The 20,197-nt window shown below is 68.1% G+C and carries 16 protein-coding genes; 8 read left to right on the forward strand and 8 right to left on the reverse strand.

Annotated elements, in window-relative coordinates:
- Positions 1–127: 127 nt before the first annotated feature.
- Positions 128–445 carry a GIY-YIG nuclease family protein gene (locus SPI01S_RS05715; RefSeq protein ID WP_066719534.1) on the reverse strand — a complete coding sequence of 106 codons (318 nt, stop codon included), beginning with the start codon at positions 443–445 and terminating at the stop codon, positions 128–130.
- Between the two features lie 128 nt (positions 446–573).
- On the opposite strand from SPI01S_RS05715, the gene SPI01S_RS05720 reads away from it, so the two are divergent.
- The 4 genes from SPI01S_RS05720 (at position 574) to mmsB (ending at position 4,578) form a co-directional block, all read left to right on the forward strand.
- Positions 574–1,719 (forward strand): acyl-CoA dehydrogenase family protein, encoded by a 1,146-nt coding sequence (locus SPI01S_RS05720; protein ID WP_066719535.1) that lies wholly within the window; start codon positions 574–576, stop codon positions 1,717–1,719.
- Positions 1,716–2,753, forward strand: coding sequence for an enoyl-CoA hydratase/isomerase family protein (locus tag SPI01S_RS05725; RefSeq protein WP_066719538.1), 1,038 nt, complete (start codon positions 1,716–1,718; stop codon positions 2,751–2,753). Before SPI01S_RS05720 ends, SPI01S_RS05725 begins: the two co-directional genes overlap by 4 nt.
- A gap of 12 nt (positions 2,754–2,765) precedes the next feature.
- Positions 2,766–3,542, forward strand: a complete 777-nt coding sequence (locus tag SPI01S_RS05730; protein ID WP_066719541.1) for an enoyl-CoA hydratase — start codon at positions 2,766–2,768, stop codon at positions 3,540–3,542.
- A 160-nt stretch (positions 3,543–3,702) separates the two neighbouring features.
- Entirely contained in the window at positions 3,703–4,578 is an 876-nt protein-coding gene (gene mmsB, locus SPI01S_RS05735; RefSeq protein WP_066719544.1) for a 3-hydroxyisobutyrate dehydrogenase, read from the forward strand.
- Positions 4,579–4,707: 129 nt separating this feature from the next.
- On the opposite strand, the gene SPI01S_RS05740 is transcribed toward mmsB, so the two are convergent.
- Positions 4,708–6,729 carry a protein-disulfide reductase DsbD family protein gene (locus SPI01S_RS05740; RefSeq protein ID WP_066719739.1) on the reverse strand — a complete coding sequence of 674 codons (2,022 nt, stop codon included), beginning with the start codon at positions 6,727–6,729 and terminating at the stop codon, positions 4,708–4,710.
- A gap of 80 nt (positions 6,730–6,809) precedes the next feature.
- Here SPI01S_RS05740 and SPI01S_RS05745 point away from each other — a divergent pair, with 80 nt between their 5' ends.
- Entirely contained in the window at positions 6,810–8,447 is a 1,638-nt protein-coding gene (locus tag SPI01S_RS05745) for an alkaline phosphatase family protein (RefSeq protein WP_066719546.1), read from the forward strand.
- Between the two features lie 168 nt (positions 8,448–8,615).
- Here the strand turns inward: SPI01S_RS05745 and SPI01S_RS05750 are convergent, their stop codons facing one another.
- On the reverse strand, positions 8,616–9,518 hold the full coding sequence (locus SPI01S_RS05750) for a right-handed parallel beta-helix repeat-containing protein (protein WP_066719549.1): 903 nt from the start codon (positions 9,516–9,518) through the stop codon (positions 8,616–8,618).
- A 127-nt stretch (positions 9,519–9,645) separates the two neighbouring features.
- Here SPI01S_RS05750 and SPI01S_RS05755 point away from each other — a divergent pair, with 127 nt between their 5' ends.
- The 3 genes from SPI01S_RS05755 to SPI01S_RS05765 all read left to right on the forward strand — a co-directional run bounded on the left by SPI01S_RS05755 (position 9,646) and on the right by SPI01S_RS05765 (position 13,047).
- Complete coding sequence (locus SPI01S_RS05755; protein WP_066719552.1) at positions 9,646–11,082, forward strand: circularly permuted type 2 ATP-grasp protein; 1,437 nt, start codon at positions 9,646–9,648, stop codon at positions 11,080–11,082.
- 220 nt (positions 11,083–11,302) lie between these two features.
- The gene (locus SPI01S_RS05760; protein WP_174539077.1) at positions 11,303–12,238 is read left to right on the forward strand and encodes an alpha-E domain-containing protein; all 936 of its coding nucleotides are present in this window, start codon (positions 11,303–11,305) and stop codon (positions 12,236–12,238) included.
- Positions 12,238–13,047, forward strand: coding sequence for a transglutaminase family protein (locus SPI01S_RS05765; RefSeq protein WP_066719558.1), 810 nt, complete (start codon positions 12,238–12,240; stop codon positions 13,045–13,047). The genes SPI01S_RS05760 and SPI01S_RS05765 overlap by 1 nt, the downstream gene beginning before the upstream one ends.
- Before the next feature lie 82 nt (positions 13,048–13,129).
- Here the strand turns inward: SPI01S_RS05765 and SPI01S_RS05770 are convergent, their stop codons facing one another.
- The 5 genes from SPI01S_RS05770 to SPI01S_RS05790 all read right to left on the reverse strand — a co-directional run bounded on the left by SPI01S_RS05770 (position 13,130) and on the right by SPI01S_RS05790 (position 20,139).
- Entirely contained in the window at positions 13,130–13,912 is a 783-nt protein-coding gene (locus tag SPI01S_RS05770) for an arginyltransferase (protein ID WP_066719560.1), read from the reverse strand.
- Between the two features lie 263 nt (positions 13,913–14,175).
- Positions 14,176–15,447 carry a glycosyltransferase gene (locus SPI01S_RS05775; protein ID WP_066719563.1) on the reverse strand — a complete coding sequence of 424 codons (1,272 nt, stop codon included), beginning with the start codon at positions 15,445–15,447 and terminating at the stop codon, positions 14,176–14,178.
- Positions 15,448–15,537: 90 nt separating this feature from the next.
- Positions 15,538–17,070: an aminoacyl--tRNA ligase-related protein gene (locus tag SPI01S_RS05780; protein WP_066719566.1), complete on the reverse strand. Its 1,533-nt coding sequence runs from the start codon at positions 17,068–17,070 to the stop codon at positions 15,538–15,540.
- A 113-nt stretch (positions 17,071–17,183) separates the two neighbouring features.
- On the reverse strand, positions 17,184–18,848 hold the full coding sequence (locus SPI01S_RS05785) for an O-antigen ligase family protein (protein ID WP_066719569.1): 1,665 nt from the start codon (positions 18,846–18,848) through the stop codon (positions 17,184–17,186).
- Positions 18,849–18,858: 10 nt separating this feature from the next.
- Positions 18,859–20,139, reverse strand: coding sequence for an oligosaccharide flippase family protein (locus SPI01S_RS05790; RefSeq protein ID WP_245653491.1), 1,281 nt, complete (start codon positions 20,137–20,139; stop codon positions 18,859–18,861).
- Between the last annotated feature and the right edge of the window lie 58 nt (positions 20,140–20,197).

Raw genomic sequence — 20,197 nt, forward strand, 5'->3', positions numbered from 1 at the left:
CCCCTCCTTCTATCTGTCATCCCGGCGAAAGCCGGGATCCATTGGGGTCACCGCCGCGGCTCCAACCCCGGCCGAGTGGCGAATGGATCCCGACTTTCGTCGGGATGACGGAAGAAGGGATGACGGCTTAAGGGTCGGGTGCGTCCAGCGGCGGGAAGCCGAGGCTGATCGCGAGGTCTTCCCAGAAGGGGTTCTCGCGCTCGATCAGCACGATTTTCCAGTCGCGCTTCCATTCCTTGAGCTGCTTCTCGCGCTTGATCGCCGCAGCCATGTCGCCGCCGACCTCGTACCAGACCAGCCGCTTGACGTTGTTGCGCTTGGTAAAACCAGGCACGGTACCGCTCCGGTGCTGGTGGATGCGCCCCATCAGATCAGACGTGACGCCGGTGTACAGCGTCCCATGCCGCTGGCTCGCGAGCATGTAGACGCAGGGCAGTTTGTCCAACGTACCTCTCCACTGTCATCCCGGCGAAAGCCGGGATCCATTCGCCACGCGGCCGCAGCAAGAGCCGTGCGGGCGACCCCAATGGATCCCGACTTTCGTTGGGATGACGATGATAGACAAGTGAACCCATGACCCACCAGTTCGACCTCACCGACGACCAGCGCCAGATCCAGGAGATGGCGCAGAAGTTCACCGCCGATGCGATCACCCCGCACGCGGCCGAATGGGACGAGAAGCACATCTTCCCGCGCGAGACGATCAAGGCCGCCGCCGAGCTCGGCTTCGCGGCGATCTATGTCTCGGAGGAATCGGGCGGCATCGGCCTCGGCCGACTGGAGTCCGCGCTGATCTTCGAGGCGATGGCCTATGGCTGCCCCTCCACCAGCGCCTTCATCTCGATCCACAACATGGCCGCGTGGATGATTGACCGCTTCGGCGCGCCGGCCGTGAAGGACAAGTATCTCCCCAGCCTGGTCACCATGGACCGGCTGGCGAGCTACTGCCTCACCGAGCCGGGCTCGGGCTCCGACGCGGCCGCGCTCAAGACCCGCGCGGTGCGGGATGGCGACCACTATATCGTCACCGGCACCAAGCAGTTCATCTCGGGCGGCGGCGAGAACGACCTCTACGTCACCATGGTCCGCACCGGCGAGGACGGCCCCAAGGGCATTTCCGCGCTGGTGATCGAGAAGGACATGCCCGGCGTCAGCTTTGGCGCGCAGGAGCGCAAGCTCGGCTGGCATTCGCAGCCGACGGCGCAGGTCAATTTCGACCAGGTCCGTGTGCCGGTGGAGAACCTCGTCGGCGCCGAGGGCGAAGGCTTCCGCATCGCGATGATGGGGCTCGACGGCGGTCGCCTCAACATCGGCGCCTGCTCGCTCGGCGGCGCACAGCGCTGCCTCGACGAGGCCGTGCGCTACACGCAGGAGCGCCGGCAGTTCGGCAAGGCGATCGCCGAGTTCCAGAACACCCAGTTCACCCTCGCCGACATGGCGACCGAGCTGGAGGCGGCCCGCGCTTTGCTCTACCTCGCCGCCGCCAAGGTGACCGCCGGCACGCCGGACAAGACCCGCTTCGCCGCGATGGCCAAGCGTCTCGCGACCGACACCGGCTCGTCGGTGGTCGATCGCGCGCTGCAGCTGCATGGCGGCTATGGGTACCTGATGGACTATCCGATCGAACGCTTCTGGCGCGACCTGCGCGTCCATTCGATCCTGGAGGGCACCAACCAGGTGATGCGGATGATCGTCGGCCGGGAGCTGGTACGCGAATGAGCGACGTCCTCACCGCAATCGACGGCCCCGTCGCCCGTCTCCGCCTCAACCGCCCCAAGGCGCTGCATGCGCTCAACACCGCGATGTGCCAGGCGATGCTCGACGCGCTCGACGCCTGGGAGCAGGACGAGGCGGTCCACATCGTCCTGCTCGACCATGCCGAGGGCCGCGGCTTCTGCGCCGGCGGGGACATCCGCATGATCGCCGACAGCGGCGCCAGCGACGGCACGGCCGCGGCGGACTTCTTCCGCGCCGAATACCGGCTCAACCACCGGCTGTTCACCTATCCCAAGCCGATCGTCGCCTTCGCCGACGGCATCGTGATGGGCGGCGGCGTCGGCATCTCCCAGCCGGCGCGCTACCGGGTGGCGACCGAGAACACCAAGTTCGCCATGCCCGAGACCGGCATTGGCCTGTTCCCGGACGTCGGCGGCGGCTGGTATCTGTCGCGCCTGCCCGGGCGGATGGGCGAGTATCTCGCGCTGACCGGCCACCGGCTCGACGGCGCCGAGTGCCTCGCGCTCGGCCTCGCCACCCATTGCCTCCCCGCCGGAGCGCTGGAGTCCGCCAAGGCGCAGATCGCGTCCGCCCCCGACAAGGCGCTGGCGATCCTCACCGATCTTTCGGTCGACCCGCCGATCGCCAAGATCCTGGCGCACTATGCCGATATCGATCGGCTGTTCGCGGGCGACACCGTCGAAGATATCTTCGCCGCGCTCGAGGCCGAGGACGGCGACTGGGCAGCGGCGACCCTCGCCACGCTGCGCACCAAGTCGCCCCAGGCCTGCAAGGTGTCGCTGCGCATCGTCCGCGAAGGCCGCGCGATGCCCGATTTCGCCGCCGAGATGGTCCAGGAATATGCCGTCGCCACCCGCGTCTGCCGCCTGCCCGATTTCGCCGAGGGCGTGCGCGCGGTGATCGTCGACAAGGACAATGCCCCGCTTTGGTCTCCATCCACCCCGGAAGCGGTGGACAGCGCCGCGATCGATGCCATCTTCGCCCCCCTGCCGCCCGCGCAGGCCTGGGCGCCCTGAACGGAGAACGTCTTGTCTTCCTACGAAACTCTCCTCGTCGAACAGCGCGGCGCGGTGACGCTGATCACGCTCAACCGGCCCAAGGCGCTCAACGCGCTCAATGCGCAGGTGCTGGACGAGCTGCTGGCGGTGATGCGCACCTTCGATGCCGATCCGGCGCAGGGCTGCGCGGTGCTCACCGGCAGCGAAAAGGCGTTCGCCGCCGGCGCCGACATCAAGGAGATGCAGGCACAAGGCTTCGCCGACATGTACGGCCATGACTTCTTCGCCGGCTGGGACGCCTTCACCCGCACCCGCAAGCCGATCATCGCCGCCGTGTCGGGCTATGCGCTGGGCGGCGGCTGCGAGGTGGCGATGATGTGCGACTTCATCCTCGCGGCCGATACAGCGAAGTTCGGCCAGCCCGAGATCAAGCTGGGCGTCTCGCCGGGCATGGGCGGCTCGCAACGGCTGACGCGCGCGGTGGGCAAGGCCAAGGCGATGGAGATGTGCCTCACCGGCCGGATGATGGACGCCGCCGAAGCCGAACGCGCCGGGCTGGTCAGCCGCATCGTGCCGTCCGCCGATCTGGTCGAGGAAGCGGTGAAGACCGCCGCGACCATTGCCGCGATGCCGCCGCTGGCGGTGAAGGCCAACAAGGAAATGGTCAACGCCGCTTTCGAGACGAGCCTGGCGCAGGGCGTGCACTTCGAGCGTCGTCTGTTCCACGGCCTGTTCGGCACCGAGGACCAGAAGGAAGGCATGACGGCCTTCGTCGAGAAGCGTCCGGGGAACTGGACCGGGCGTTGAGGCACTCGGGGGGGGGGGAACAACCTCCTCCTTCGTCATCCCGGCGAAAGCCGGGATCCATTGCCCTCAACGCTCCGGCTCCTGCCCCAGCGGAGTGGCGAATGGATCCCGGCTTTCGCCGGGATGACGGAAGTAAGCGTCGGACTTTGAGAGGAAGCAGATGGCACGCGTAGCATTTATCGGCCTCGGCAACATGGGCGGCGGCATGGCGGCGAACCTCGCCAAGGCCGGCCACGACGTCCGCGCCTTCGATCTTTCGCCCGAAGCGCTGGAGCGCGCGAAGAAGGCCGGCTGCCTGCCTGCCGCGACCGCCGCCGAAGCCATCGCCGGCGCCGAGGCGATCGTCACGATGCTGCCCGCCGGACGCCATGTCGAGGCGCTCTACACCGAGACGTTGCTCGACCATGCCGATGCCGGCGCGATCCTGATCGACTGTTCGACGATCGACGTCGCCACCGCCCGCCGCGTCGCCGAAGCCGCGACCCAGCGCGGGTTGCTGGCGGTCGACGCGCCGGTCTCGGGCGGGATCGCCGCCGCCAATGGCGGCACGCTCACCTTCATGGTCGGCGGCAGCGTGGCGGCGTTCGCCCGCGCCGAGCCGTTCCTCGAGGACATGGGCAAGGCCGTCATCCACGCCGGCGCCAGCGGGGCCGGCCAGGCGGCGAAGATCTGCAACAACATGATCCTCGGTGCGACGATGGTCGCCACCTGCGAGGCGTTCGCGCTCGCCGAGAAGCTGGGGCTGGACCAGCAGCGCTTCTTCGACATCGCCTCGGTCTCCTCGGGCCAGAGCTGGTCGATGACGAGCTATTGCCCGGTCCCCGGCGTCGGCCCGGAAACCCCTGCCGACCGCGACTACAGGCAAGGGTTCGCCGCCCCCCTGATGCTCAAGGACCTCAAGCTGGCGATGGAAGCGGCGGCCAGCGTCGGCGCGCAGGTGCCGATGGGCGCGCGCGCCGAGCAGCTCTACGCGGCGTTCGTCGCGGGCGAGGGCGCCCGGCTGGATTTTTCGGGGATCATCAAGACGCTGCGCTGACGGGCGCTACCCGCCCGCCCCAGCCGTCATCCCGGCGAAAGCCGGGATCCATTGGGGTCTCCGTATCGGCTCCTGCTGCGTCCGAGAGGCGTCTGGATCCCGGCTTCCGCCGGGATGACAGTGGGTAGGTCACCCGCCCCTGGCACGGCGCGCCAGCAGATCCTGCGTCAGCACCTGCGGCAGCACCTCGGGCGCGTCCTGCCCAGGCTTGTACCAGAGGTAGAGCGGCACCCCGGCGCGGTTGTGCGCCTCGATGAAGCGGCCGAGGGTCGCATCGCCGTTCGTCCAGTCGCCGACCAGCACCGCGACCTTGCCGTCGGCCAGCGCCTTCTCGACGGCGGCGGTTTCGATCACCGCCTTCTCGTTGACCTTGCAGGTCAGGCACCAGTCGGCGGTGAAATAGGCGAACACCGGCCGCCCCTGCGCCCGCAGCTCGGCGAGCCGCGCCTCGCTGAACGGCTCGGTCCCCGCCTGGGCGGCGGGCGCCGATGCGGCCGGACGGACCAGCGCGACACCGCCGAGCGCGAGCAGCACCAGCGGCACCGCCGGCAGCCAGGCCCGGCTGCGGCCCCTGGCCTGCCGGGCGCCCGCCCACCACAGGCCGAAGGTCCCGAGCAGCGTCGCCGCCAGCCCGATGGTCATGCCGTCCACGCCGGCCTGCTTGCCCAGCACCCAGGCGAGCGCCAGCGCCGTCAGGAACATGGGCACCGACAGGATGTGCCGCATCGTCGCCATCCACGCACCCGGCTTGGGCAGCTTGCGCCGGAACGCGGGGACGAAGCCAAGCAGCAGGAAGGGCAGCGCGATGCCCAGCCCCAGCCCGCCGAAGATCGCCAGCCCCGCGAACCACGGCAGCACCAGCGCCGCGCCCAGCGCCGAGGCCATGAACGGCCCGGTGCACGGCGTGGCGATGAACGCCGCCAGCGCGCCGGTGGCGAAGGCGCCGCCATGGCCCTGGCTCGCCGCGCGGTTGACGAAGGCGGGCGTGGTGATCTCGAACAGCCCGGCCAGGTTGAAGGCGATGGCGGCGACGAGCAGCAGCAGCACCAGGATCACCCGCGGGTCCTGCAGCTGGAACGCCCAGCCCACGCTCGACCCCGCCGCGCGCAGGCCGAGCAGCAGTCCGCCCAGCGCCAGGCACACCAGCACCACGCCGGCGGTATAGGCCAGCGCCTCGGCGCGCGGGCTGCCGCTATCGTTGTTGGCCTTGGCGAGGCTCAACGCCTTGAGGCTGAGGATCGGGAAGACGCAGGGCATCACGTTGAGGATCAGCCCGCCGAGCACCGCCGCGAAGAACGCGCCGATCGCCGCCAGCCACGGGGTCGCGGCGCTGGCGGGCCTGGCCGGCGGCACCGCGCCCGGCCTGGCGGTTACGATCAGCCCCTGTCCGTCGATCGCCAGCACGCCGTCCAGCGCTGCGGGCACGGCGCGTGCCTTGGTCTCTAGCACCAGCCGGTCGCCGTCCCGCACCACGGTCTGCGGCGCGGCATAGTCGACCGCGTTGGCGGTCAGCGGATAGAAATAGACGTCCTTCGCCGCCGCGCCCGCCGGATAGGGCACCGCGATCCGCAGCGTGCCGCCGTCGGCCTGGAAGCTGGCCGGCGTGCTCAGCGGCCTGGGCAGCTTCGCGCGCCAGCCGTCGAACTTCGCGCGGGTCGCCGGATCGATCGCGCCGTCGCCGATCGTCAGCACCGTCTCCAGCGCGGCCTTCTCCGGCACGCACAGCGTATCGGTGCAGACGAGATAGTCGAGCTTCAGCTTCACCGGCAGCACGCCCTTGACGTCGGCGGGGATGTGCAGCGTCGTCAGCCGGACGAAGGTGCCCTCGTACACATAGTTCATCAGCCCGGCGATCAGCAGCCGCTGCGGCACCGGATAGCGGAAATCCGCCGCGCGGGCGCCCGCCGGCAGCGTCCACTGCGCCTCCGCCGGCAGCCCCGCATCGCCGGGGTTCTGCCAATAGGCGTGCCACCTGGGATCGGGCGTCGAGACCAGCGCCAGCGTCACGTCGCTGCCCGGCTTCGGGGTCGCCGTCTCGGCCACCAGCGCGCTGCGGACATGCGGGCCCTTGGCGAACCCCTGCGCCGCCGCCGGAACGACAAAGCCAAGGAGGAGCAGGAGCGACATCAAAGCGAAACGAAGCTGGGCCATGGCGCCGTCCTTGCCCAGTTCGCCGTGTTCGACAATAGCTGGGTGCACCAACGTCCACCCGTGCCCGGAGCCGGCCCCGAATGAAACTGCTTGCCCCCCTCGCCGCGCTTGCGCTGGCCGCTACTCCCGCGCTCGCCCAGCAGAGCGTGCCCGCCCCCGCAGCGCCCGCGGCCCCGCCCAAGCTGGTGGTGGTGATCTCGGTCGACCAGTTCTCGGCCGATCTGTTCGCCGAATATCGCGGCCAGTTCACCAGCGGCTTCGCACGGCTGATGTCCGGCGCGGTATTCCCCGCCGGTTACCAGAGCCACGCCGCGACCGAGACCTGCCCCGGCCACTCCACGATCCTCACCGGCGACCACCCCGCGCGCACCGGCATCATCGCCAATGACTGGACCGATTTCGCCGCGCCGCGCGCCGACAAGACGGTCTATTGCGCCGAGGACGAGACCGTGCCGGGCACGGATTCGAACCACTACACCGTCTCCGACAAGCATCTGAAGGTGCCGACGCTGGGCGAGTGGATGAAGGCGGCCGATCCGCAGTCGCGCGTCGTCTCGGTCGCGGGCAAGGACCGCGCCGCGGTGATGATGGGCGGCCACAAGGTCGACGAGCTCTGGTGGTGGGACGGCAAGGCGTTCGTCTCCTATGCCGGCCGCACCGCGCCGGATGCCGTCACCAGGATCAACACCGCCACCACCGCCCGCATCGCCGAGGCGCAGCCCGCGCTCGACCTGCCGGCCTTCTGCCGCCCGCGCAGCCGCGCGATCCCGGTGAGCGCGACGAAGACCGTCGGCGACGGCCGCTTCGCGCGCGCGGCGGGGGACGCCAAGGCGTTCCGCATCTCCCCCGAGTTCGACGACGCGGTGCTGGCACTGGGCGCCAAGCTCGCCACCGACATGAAGCTCGGCCAGCAGGGCCATACCGACCTGCTGATCGTCGGGGCCTCGGCCACCGATTATGTCGGCCACACCTATGGCACCGAGGGCAGCGAGATGTGCCTGCAACTGCTCTCGCTCGACCAGACGCTGGGCCGCCTGTTCGACGCGCTGGATCGCACGGGCGTCGACTATCAGGTGGTGCTCACCGCCGACCATGGCGGCCACGACCTGCCCGAACGCCACCGCGAACACGGCGCGCCGACCGAGCAGCGCATCACGGCGGAGGTGACCACCACCAGCATCAGCCGCGCGCTCGCCGGCAAGCTGGGGCTGACCGGCCAGGTGCTGGTCGGCGGCCCGGGCGGCGACGTGTACGTGACGCCGGCGGTGCCGCAGGCGAAGCGCGCCGCGGTGCTGGCCGAGGCGGCGAGGCTCTATGCCGCAAACCCGCAGGTGCAGGCGGTGTTCACCCGCGCGCAGATCGAGGCGACGCCGATCGTCCACACGCCCCCCGAGACCTGGAGCCTGCTGGAGCGCGCCCGCGCCTCCTACGATCCGCAGCGTTCGGGCGACCTGGTCGTCGCGCTCAAGCCGCGCGTGACGCCGATCCTCGATCCAGCGATCGGCAGTGTCGCGACGCATGGCAGCTTCTGGGACTATGACCGCCGCGTGCCGATCCTGTTCTGGCGCAAGGGCATGACCGGCTTCGAACAGCCGCTGTCGGTGGAGACGGTGGACATCGCGCCGACGCTGGCCGCGCTGATCAAGGTGCCGGTGCCGGTGGAGATCGACGGGCGCTGCCTGGATATCGACGCCGGTTCGGGGGATAGCTGCAAGTAAGCGGTCTCTAATTCCCCCTCCCGCTTGCGGGAGGGGTTAGGGGAGGGTTTGTAAGGGAAGCGGGCGAGCTGGTTTAAGAAGCGCGTTTCTTCACCGTCCTGCTTTGCTTCCCGCTCTCCCCCTCCCCCGTCCCCTCCCGCAAGCGGGAGGGGCGCCCAAGCGGGAAGGTCAGCGCTTCTCGAATGCCCGCATGCCCGTCAGCCGGTTGTTCGCCACCGTGATCCGCCCCCCCGACAAGTCCGCCACGAACGCCGGATTTGCCGGCGCGCCCGGCGCGAGGCTGGCGGTGTTGCCCTCCACCCGCAGCCCGTCACTCGGATAGGTCCGCGCCTCAGCCGCGACGACGATCAGCCCCGAACGGTTCTCCTTCGCCGGCCCTTGCACGAACATGTTCTGCGCGATCATGCCCGTGCCGCCTTCCGACAGATCGATCATGTAGTTGGTCCTGGCCCCCGCGCTGTCGTCGAAGCTGTTGCCCGTGATCGCCACGCGGCGCGCGCGCAGCTTGACGTAATGGCCCCCGGTGCCGCGCTCGAAGCGGCTGTGGGTGATCGTGACCAGCCCATCGACCGACAGGTACACCGAATGCGCGCAGTTCGGCGATTCGTCGCACTGGCCGAGCCCGGCGAAGCTCGAGCGATCGATGGTGATGTTGCGCACGCTGGGGTGCCCGCCGCCGAGAATGCCCTCCTGACTGTCGAGGAAGGTCGAGCGGGTCACCGTCAGGTCGCCCATCTCGATGCGGATGCCCGCACCGTTGCCGTCGCGCACGCGGAATTTGCGGAACACCACGCCGTCCACCGCCGATCCGCGCCCGCGCAGCACGAACGCCGCCTTGTCCTCGCATACGGTGCGCTCGAAGATCGCAGTGCCAGGCTGGACCGCCTTGTAGGTGATCCGCCCGGCGGCCTGCACCACGCACTGGTGGTAGGTGCCCGGCGCGATCAGGATCGTCGCGGTGCCGTCGCGTACCGAGTCCACCGCAGCAGCGAGGGTCGGGAAGCCCTGCCCCGTCTCGGCGACGGTGAAGGGCGCGGCAGCGGCGGCGAGTGCGAGCAGCAGGATCGACATCCACGCATCCTGCCATACTCAGCTTAAAAATCCGCCGACGCGCAAACGTCCACATTCCCCGCTTGTGCAGCGCAACGAAGCATTGCAGCATGCAGCCAATCCGTCACGCGGGCGTTTGGGAGCTTCGATGGGATCAACGGGGGCGTTCGACGAAATTTGGGGGCATGGCGGTCCGGAGGCGCCGCGCGCGGCGTTTGCGGCGCTGTCGCAGTGGATTGCGGACACCCCGCCCGAAGAGCTGCAGCGGCGGCAACACTCCGCCGAGGCAGCCTTTCGCCAGCTGGGCATCACCTTCGCCGTCTATGGCGATAGCGACGCCGCCGAGCGGATCATCCCGTTTGACATCGTGCCGCGCATGTTCCTGCAACCCGAGTGGGAGAAGCTGAGCGAAGGCCTGGTCCAGCGGGTCGAGGCGATCAACGCCTTCCTGGAGGACATCTACGGCGCACGCCGCATCCTTGACGAGGGCATCGTCCCGCCCGAGCTGATCCTGCACAACGAGCAGTTCCGCCCCGAAGTCGCCGGCATCCGGCCGCCGCATGGCGTGTGGGCGCATATCTGCGGCATCGACCTGGTCCGCACCGGGCCCGACGAATTCTATGTGCTGGAGGACAATGCCCGCACACCCTCCGGCGTGTCGTACATGCTCGAAAATCGCGAGGCGATGATCCGGCTCTGCCCCGAGCTGTTCCGCGATTTCCGCGTGGCGCCGGTCGACAGCTATCCGGACATGCTGCTCGAGACGATGCGTTCTGTGGCCCCGCTCGGCCGCGCGCGGCCGGTGTGCGTCGTGCTGACGCCGGGCCATTTCAACTCGGCCTATTACGAGCACAGCTTCCTCGCCGATTCGATGGGCGTCGAGCTGGTCGAGGCTGCCGACCTCGTGGTCGACGACGATATCGTCTACATGGAAACGATCGCCGGGCGCGTGCGCGTGGACGTGATCTACCGCCGTATCGACGACGACTTCCTCGATCCCTTGGTGTTCCGGCCGGACTCGCTGCTGGGTGTGCCCGGCCTGATCGCCGCGTACCGCGCCGGCAATGTCGCGCTGCTCAACGCGCCCGGCAACGGCATCGCCGACGACAAGGCGATCTACAGCTACATGCCGGAGATCGTGCGCTTCTATTCGGGCGGCGAGGCCAAGCTGCCCAATGTCGAGACCTGGCGCTGCCGCGAGCCGCAGGCGCTGAAATATGTGCTCGATCACCTGCCCGAGCTGGTGGTGAAGCTGGTCGACGGTTCCGGCGGCTACGGCATGCTGGTGGGGCCGACCGCGACGAAAGAGCAGATCGAGACGTTCCGCGCCGCGCTGATCGCCGAGCCGCATCGCTATATCGCGCAGCCGACACTGGCGCTGTCGACCGTGCCGACGCTGACCGAGAAGGGCCTGGCGCCGCGCCATGTCGATTTCCGCCCCTTCGTGCTGACCGGCAGCGACAAGGTACGCGTGGTGCCCGGCGGGCTGACCCGCGTGGCACTGCGCGAGGGATCGCTGGTGGTGAACTCCAGCCAGGGCGGCGGCACCAAGGACAGCTTCGTGCTGCTGGGAGACGCGGCATGAGGGGGGCTTTCTTCTTCGATCCTCCCCGGCACGGCGGAACGTGCGCGGTCAACACAATGGTCCGTCATCCCCGCGAAGGCGGGGATCCATTGGCGCTGATGCCGCAGTTCCTGCCCCAGCCGTCCAGGCGAATGGATTGCCGCCTTCGCGGGAATGACGAAGGAGGCCTGGCGATCGCCGGGCTCCCAACGGCTCGGATCTGGGAGCAGCACCCATGATGATGCTCTCCCGCACCGCCGCCGCGCTCTACTGGCTGGGCCGCTATGTCGAGCGCGCGGACTTCATCGCCCGGCTGGTCGAGGCGACGATCCGCCTCGACGCGCTCTCCGCCCGCCCCGCAGGCGAGGCCGCGTGGCAGAGCGCGCTCACCGTCAGCTATACCGACGAGATTTTCGCCGCGACCGGCCATCCGGCGACGCAGGCGCATGTCGCGCGGTTCCTGACCCTGGAAGCATCGAACCCCGGCTCGATCATCCGCTGCCTCGAAATGGCGCGCAACAACGCGCGCGCCGTGCGCACTGCGCTCACCCGTGAAGCCTGGACCGCGATCAACCGCGCCTGGTGGCTGTTCGCCAACCGCGCCTCCACCGGCGGCGCGACCGAGACGCTCAGCCTGGTCGAGCAGATCAAGGGCGAGACGCGCGGCTTCGAAGGCGCGACGCACCGGATGATGCGCAACGAGGCGACGCTGCTCATCCAGCTCGGCGCCGCGATCGAGCGCGCGGACAACACCGCGCGGCTCGTGGACGTCAAATATCATCTGCTGCTGCCCGCCGGCGAAAGCGTCGGCGGCGCCGTCGATCGCGACCAGTGGACGACGATCCTCCAGACCGTCTCCGCCGTCACTGCCTATCGCTGGCTCTATTCGGAGGGGCTGCGGCCGGACAATGTGATCGACCTGCTGGTCAGCCGGTCGGAGCTGCCGCGCAGCCTTGCCGCCTGCGTCGAGGAAACGGTGGCGCTGCTCAGCCAGCTTGCCAAGCGCACGGGCCTGCAGGGCGAGGCCGATCGGATGGCCCGTTCCCGCCTCGCCCGCTGCCAGAAGGCGCGCACGCCGGACATCATCGTCGGGGGCCTGCACGAATATCTGGAGACATTCATCGCCGAGAACGCGCTGATCGACAGCGCGATCGCTCGCCAGTTCCGGTTCCTCTGATGCGCATCGCCGTCGAACACCGCTCGATCTATCGCTTCACCCAGCCCCAGGCGCGGATCGTCCAGATGCTGCGGCTGACGCCGTGCGATACCCAGCACCAGACGGTGGTGAGCTGGATGGTCGGCGTCGATTGCGACGCGCGGCTGCGCGACGCGGTGGACGGCTATGGCAACGCCGTGACGATGCTCTATGCCGAGGGCCCGATCGAGGCGATCGAGATCGCGGTGACCGGCGAGGTGCTGACCTCCGACAATGCCGGCGTGCTGCGCGGCACGCCCGAGCCGCTGCCCCCTGCCCTGTTCCTGCGGACGACGCCGCGCACCGCGCCGAGCGCGCAGCTCGCGGCGTTCGCGGCGGATGTGAGCACCGGTACCGCCGATCCGATCGAGAAGCTGCACCGGCTGAACCAGGCGCTCCACGCCCGCTTCCGCTGCGTGCCCGACGTGCCCGATACCGGCCTGACGGCGGCCGACGCCTTTGCCGGCAAGGCAAAAGCCTCGCGCGACGTGGCGCAGATGTTCGTCTCCGCCGCGCGGACGCTGGACGCGCCGGCCCGCTACGTTTCCGGCTATCATCTGGACGGCACCCAGCAATGCGCGCCGCATGCCTGGTGCGAGGCCTGGATCGCCGGGCTCGGCTGGGTGGCGTTCGACCCCGTCACCGGCCTGTCGCCGAACGACGGCTATGTGCGCGTCGCGGTCGGGCTCGATTCCGAAGGCGCCGCCGCGGTCGCCGGGCACCGCATCGGGCACGGCGAGGAACAGCTTGCCGTAAACCTGCAGGTCGATCGGCTGGGGAACGAGGAGTAGCGAACGGCTCCCGGGGACCCATCCCTCCCTCACGCGTCCGGGCGAACGCCGGGCCTGGCTTCGCTGGAGCGATGCCCTCCCTTCAGGCCAGTGCCGCCGCCACCGCGTTCGGCATCGGCCCAACCTCCCCCTCGTCGCCGAGCAGCGACCAGCCGGTGGCCCCCAGTACCTCCAGCGGGCGATAGCGGGTCTTGTACGCCATGCGTGCGCTGCCCTTCACCCAATAGCCGAGATAGACATAGGGCAGCCCCGCCGCGCGGGCGCGCAGGATATGGTCCATGATGATGAAGTTGCCCATGCCGGGCCGCGCCTCGTCGTCCGTGACGAAGAAGCTGTAGATCATCGACAGGCCGTCGCCCTGCTGGTCGGTGATGCACGCGCCCACCAGCCGGCCGGGCACGCCGTCGATCGAAGGCTCGCGATATTCCACCACATAGGAGCTGACCGGCGACTGCTCGACCATGTCGGCATAGTCGCTCTCGTCCATCGCCGCCATGCCGCCGCCGGGATGGCGCGAATCAAGGTAGCGCTTGAGCAGCGCATACTGCTCGCCCGTCGCCCAGGGCTTGCACGCGGTGACCTCGATATCGCCATAGCGCTTGAGCAGCTTGCGCTGGGTCGCGTTGGGCTGGAAGCCGTCGGTGACGACGCGGACGGAGGCACAGGCGGTGCAGCCCGCGCAGCTCGGCCGATAGGCGACCGACTGGCTGCGGCGGAAACCGATGCGGCTCAGCGCATCGTTCAGCTCGCCGGCATGCTGGCCCGACAGCTCGGTGAAGATCTTCCGTTCCTGGCGTCCCGGAAGATATGGGCAGGGCGACGGACTGGTCACGAAAAAACGCGGGAATCGAGATAATGCGGTCACCGCTCAGCCGTCCTCTGCTCCATCGGGCCGTCCCGACCGGCCCCTCTTACCCTGTTATGGGGTTCGATTTGGATGATGAAAAGCGCGTTTACCATCAATCAGGAGCATTCCCGGCTGCCCAGCTTTCCCGAGTGACGCGGAACGGGACGATTCGGTTCCGCGGTAACCATGGATCGCGGCAGCGCGGGACGAACGGTCCGTTTTGACAGCCGAATCCGGCCACCGGAGCCCGGCGCGCGGGCGACTCGATTCGCGCGGTCGAGTCACAACCCGAGCGCGTCCAGCGCGCGTCCGACGCCGTCCTCGACGCGGATCGCCGCACCCGCACGGCGCGCCCGCTCCGCGCGCGTCGGATCGTGCAGCAGCCGGCCGATGGCCGCCGCCGCCCTTGCGCCGGTATAGCGCCGCTTGGGCAATGAAAGGCCCAGACCTGCCCGCACGATCCGCGCCGCGTTGTCGAACTGGTCGCCGAAGATCGGACAGACGAGCTGCGGCACGCCGGCGCGGATCGCCTGCGCGGTGGTGCCGATGCCGCCATGGCCGATCACCGCCGCGGCACGCGGGAACAGCTGCGAATGCGGGGCATAGCCGGCGACCAGCAGGTCCGGTCCCGCCAGCGCGCGATGCTGCTCCAGCCTGTCGTCGCCGACGAGCAGCACGGCCCGTCGCCCGAGCCGCCGCGCCGCCTCGGCACTCGCCGGGTAGAAGCCGTCTTCGGCATAGATCGCCATGCTGCCGAGGGTGAAGACGAGCGGGGGCGCCCCCGCTTGCAGAAAGGCTTCGAGGGCGGGGGAAAGCCCCTCCCCCGCAAAGCCGCCATCGTAGAAGAGAAACCCGGTCTGCACGAAACTCGCAGGCGTATCGGCAGGCCTGGGCGAGAAAGCGGGCGACCAAAGCCCGACGGCGCGCTCCACCGCAAGCGGACCCGCCAGCAACTCGTTGCCCGCGAAGGGGGGCGCCCCCATCGCCGCACGCAGGGCAGCGAAGGGTTTCAGCCCCTTCGCATAGCGGCGATCGGCAAGCCGTAGCAGTGGCCGCACCGCGCCCGCGCCGAACCAGCGCCGCAGCATCACCAGCGCTGTCTCGCCGCGGGTCAGCACCGGCGGGTCCTCGGCGGAGAGCAGCGTGATCGGTTGGAGCAGCGCCGAGGCAAGCGGCACTCCCGCCGCCTGTGCCGCGATCCTGGCATGGATCGAGAAGCTGCTGGCGAGCACCAGGTCCGCGCCGGCGATCACCGGCGCCAGGTCAGCCAAGCTTATTTCCGCATAGGGCACCAGCACGCGATCGATGATGAAGGCGAAGTCGGTGGCCAGCGCCCGGGCGATCTGCCCCTCGTCCAGCCCGGTATCGGCGAGCAACTGCGGTCCGTCCGGGCGGATGGGATGGAATTCGATGCCATGGCGCTCGGCGATCGGCCGCACGGACTCCGCGCCCGCGAAGACGGGTACATGCCCCCGCGCCTGCATCCCCAAGGCCAGTGCGATGAACGGGTGGACGTCGCCCAACGTGCCCATCGTCGCCAGCACAACCCGCATGCGTCGTCTCCCCAGGCGCAGGGTGGTCACGGATACGGCGAAACGCGTCAATCGAAATCCTCCCCCGCGTCGCAGGGGAGGATCGAAGCCTCAGTACGCCCGTGCGACCAGGATGCGTTCGACCGCCGGCTTGCCGGTGAACAGGCAGGTGCCTTCCGCCGGCGCCGCGCCAACGGCCACGTTGCGGAAGGTGAGCTTGAGCGCCTTCAGCCGCTCGACCACCGCGTCCAGTTCGGCGCCGGTCGGCTTGGCCCAGCTGACCTCGGCCCAGCCCGGGAACTTCACCGAATCGGCGAACATCGCGGCCAGCGTGTCGAAATCGGTCACGTCGCGGCGGATGTTGCTGTCCAGCCGCTCGCGCGCGTCGAGATACAGGCCCTGCTGGATGCTCTCCAGGATCGCGGCGGCTTCCGCCACGAAATCGCCGCGCGGCATGATCTGCGAATCGAGCTTGCCGTCCTCGCGGTAGAGCTTGTTGCGCTGGATCACCGAGACGTTGCCGCCCGCCACGTCGCGCCCGCCGACCTCGATCACGATCGGCGCGCCCTTCTTCACCCAGCCCCAGCGCTTGGTCTGCGCCTTCACCGCCTTCAGGTCGAGCAACGCGCGCACCGGCTCGCCCAGCGCGGTCAGCTTGGCGAGTTCGGCCTGGAGCGACTTGCAATAGTCGATCGTCGCGGCATCCTCGGGCTGGTCGCGCAGCATCGGCACGATCACGATCTGCCACGGCGCCACCATCGGCGGCACGCGCAGGCCGTCATCGTCGCCGTGGACCATGATCAGCCCGCCGATCATGCGGGTAGAAACGCCCCAGCTGGTCGTCTGCGCCAGCTCGAACTGGCCTTCCGAATTCTGGAACTTGATGTCCTGCGCCGAGGAGAAGGTGGTGCCCAGGAAGTGCGAGGTGCCGGCCTGCAGCGCCTTGCCGTCCTGCATCATCGCCTCGATCGAGAAGGTCGAGACCGCGCCGGGGAAGCGCTCATTTTCCGGCTTCTCGCCCGCGACCACCGGCATCGCCAGGCAATCCTCGGCGAAGCTGCGATACACCTCGAGCATCTTGAGCGTTTCTTCCTGCGCCTCGGCGACGGTGGCGTGGGCGGTATGCCCTTCCTGCCACAGGAACTCCGCGGTGCGCAGGAACATGCGGGTGCGCATCTCCCAGCGGACGACGTTGGCCCACTGGTTGATCAGCACCGGCAGGTCGCGCCAGCTCTGCACCCAGCGCGACATCGCCGCACCGATCACCGTCTCCGAGGTGGGGCGGACGACCAAAGGCTCTTCCAGCTTCGCCTCGGGATCGGGCACCAGCCGGCCGTCCTTCTGGATCAGCCGGTGATGGGTGACGACCGCCATTTCCTTGGCGAAGCCGTCGACATGCTCGGCTTCCTTCTCGAAATAGGAAAGCGGGATGAACAGCGGGAAATAGCAGTTCTCGTGGCCCGTCGCCTTGATGCGATCGTCGAGCAGGCGCTGGATCCGCTCCCAGATGCCATAGCCCCAGGGCCGGATGACCATGCAGCCGCGCACGCCCGAATCCTCGGCCATGTCGGCTTCGCTGATGACGGTCTGGTACCATTGCGCGAAATCGCCATCGCGCGTGACGGAAAGGGCATGCTTGATCATGCCCCAGCGCTTAGCGCTTGGGCGCGCCGACGCAAGGGGCCGGTGCGCCTGGTGCATCTCGACAGCACGCCCGCCGGCAAATCTTCGTCACGCGGGCGCCATGTCTCTCGCGCCTAGGCCTTGCCGAGCACCGGACCTTGCTGCCCCTTGCGTGCAGCGGGTACCCAACCCGCCAGACGCTTGCCGGAATAGAGCGTCGCAAGCGCCAGGCCGAACAAGATCGAGAACAGCGGGTCATTGTCGGTCTGCGCCAGCACCAAACGAGTCGTAATCAACACTGCCAGCGCGCTCGCAACGGCCAATTCTCCGGGGTACTGATCTACTCGCTCCCGCAACCCCGTTCGAACAAGCTCGAAGATCGAAAGAAGGATCATGCCCATATAACTGAAGAACCCGAGCAATCCATAGTCCAACGCGATCGCGACCAAGCCGAGATCGTAAGTCAGGAAGTTATCCTCCGTACGAAAATTGACCGTGCTTCCACCCTGGCCCGGCCCGTAGCCGAGCAGCGGGCGCCGTGCGATGAGGGGAACGGACATGGCAAATTGCACGTGGCGCGCGTCGTTGCTGGCCTGTGTACCGCCGCCGCCGAGTACACGCACATGCAAGGCAGGCACCAACAATACGGCCAATCCAAGGGCCACCAAGAATGCCGGGTACAGCATCGTCGCCGATATGCCGAGAAGATCGCCTCGTGCATTTCGCCAGCGATGCATCCCCCACAGCAGACCGAATAGCGCATGAGCGACAAGGTACCCGACCATTGCCAGCCGTGCGGTAGTAAGAAGGGCCGAGTACAGCAATGCCACGTCGAATGCGGCCCAAAATAACCGCCATGGCCAGTTCTTCGCGTTGACTAGCTTCCACAGGACAAAGGGCGTTGCGAGCGCGAGAAGTTCACCATAGGACAGCGCCGTCGTGTAGGTCGTGAGGACGCGATACCAGGTGCGAATGTGGGGCTGGGTAATCTGCTGCAGAGTCTCTTCGTCGATTTTGAGGAAGCTCGGGATGTGATCGACCCAAAGGATATGCTGAACACGCGCCTCGAATACACCAATCACCATTAGCACCGACACTGCAAGCAGCAACCGGTTGGTAAACCACTTCAAGTCCTTACCGCCGGGGCCGAAGACCCACAGCGCGACGAAGCAAATAGCGGTCGAGGTAAAAGAAAGATTGATCCACCGCCCGATCGTCACACTCAGAGCCGTGGAAAGGAACGCCGACAGGAATTGAATGGCGAAGAACGCAATCAAACACCGCCCGATCAGCGGATACGAGCGCAGCACGTCTGTCATGTCTCGGCGGAACTGCTTCGAGGTGGACAGGCAGATCAGCAGCAGCAGGGTCATGATCAGGCCGACCAGGCGGCGCAGCGAGATCCAGGGCAGCCCGGCGACCGACACGGCCAGATAGTTGGGCCAGCAGATCATGACGAACAGGAAGATGCTCAGGCTGTAGGTCAGCGCACGGGTCGGCGCCGCGCGCGCTTCCGGCAAAGCCCAGACAACAAGCAGCGCGAGCAATCCCAACGGCGCGGCCAGCGGCAGCAGCATCGAAGGCGGCAGGATCGCGCAGAGAACGCCGTAGACAAAGGCCACGATCATGATGCCGAGGATCAGCCCCAACCGCCGCATCGCGACTGCCCAGCCCGCCCGCTCCTTCTGGTAGATCGGCAGCACGTCGCGCTTCGGACGCAGCAGCTCGCGAAAAGGAGCCCCCATGTTTAGCGGCCCCAGGCCCAGGATCGTCTTCAAACGCCGCACCGCCGCTGCCAACCGAGCCTCCTTACAAAATCGGAACGCCGAGGCGCAGGACTGCCAGCATGGACGTCACGCGCAAGAACAGCAACGGCCCCAGGATCGCAATCGCCGCACCCAATGCCCCATAGGGCGGAATGAACAGCAGCGCGAGTACGGTGCCGATTACCGCCGAGATCGTCGTCAGCACGACGGTCAGGCGCTCGCGGCTGGCCATCGTCAGCACGCTTCCGCTGGACGCGAACACAAGGCTGAACACCTGCCCCAGCACCATGATCTGCATCGCCGTGGCACCGGCGGTGAACTGGGCGCCGAACACGCGCATGATCCACACCGGTGCAACCAGCACGGCAATGGCCAGCGGCATCGAGGCGAGCAGCAGGCCCAGGATCGTCAAGCGGAGGATCCGGCCGATCCGCTGGAGGTCGCCCGCTTGATAGGCAACGGCGAAGACCGGCTGCAGGATCGTCTCCGACGTCGCGGAAAAAAGCTTCAAGATGGCGGCAACCTGATAGCCGACGCGGAACAGGCCGGCCTCTGCCGGTCCGTGCGTCGCCGCGAGCAGGATCGTCGCGAACCAGTCGGTGAACAGGTTGTTGGCGTTGGCTACCAGGATAAAGAAACCGGGCCGAAGCAGCGATTCGTTCAGCGGCTCGCGCGGCTGCCACGATCGCACCGCTCGGCGGTAGAGATAGGTCGCTACCACCGCGGTGACGATCCACCCGAGGAGGTAGAGCTGTGAGGGGAACACGGCGCTGACCGGCAACCCAAGCAGCAGCACGACGGCGAGCACCAGGCTGCCGATCGAGGTCGTCAGCGGGCCGTCGATGAACTGCGACAGGCCGATCCACCGCACGCCGCGCAGAACGGTCGAGACCAGCCGGCAATAGACCATGATCGGAATGACCAGCGACAACACCATCAGGCTCTTCGCTATCGCCGGGCTGCCGATCACATCCACGGCGATCTGCCAGTGGAAAATCACGATGATCGTCGTCAGCGCGAAGCCGGCGGCGGTGCCCATCTGGATCGCGTGCCGCGCCGCAGCGCGCGCGCTGCCGGTCCGCTCCATCGAGAGGTGGACCGATACCGAGCGGACGAGAATGGCGTCCAGCCCGAGCAACGACAGGATGACGCACATCTGCACGGTGGTCAGCGAGGTGCCGAACGTGCCGACACCCGCCGCGCCGGCCGTGCGGGCCAGGAGCCAGGTGAACAGAAAGCTGGTGGCGGCTCCGAGGCCCTTGACCCCGAAGCCGACCACCATCTGGCCGCGCACGCCGCGCAGATGAGCGTTTTTAACCTTCAAGATGAGCGCCCCAGGAAACTGCCCCGCGCTTACAGCAAGCCTCGGCACGCGGCAACCC

Origin of the sequence: Sphingomonas pituitosa NBRC 102491, from assembly GCF_001598435.1 — a bacterium.
Lineage (GTDB): Bacteria > Pseudomonadota > Alphaproteobacteria > Sphingomonadales > Sphingomonadaceae > Sphingomonas > Sphingomonas pituitosa.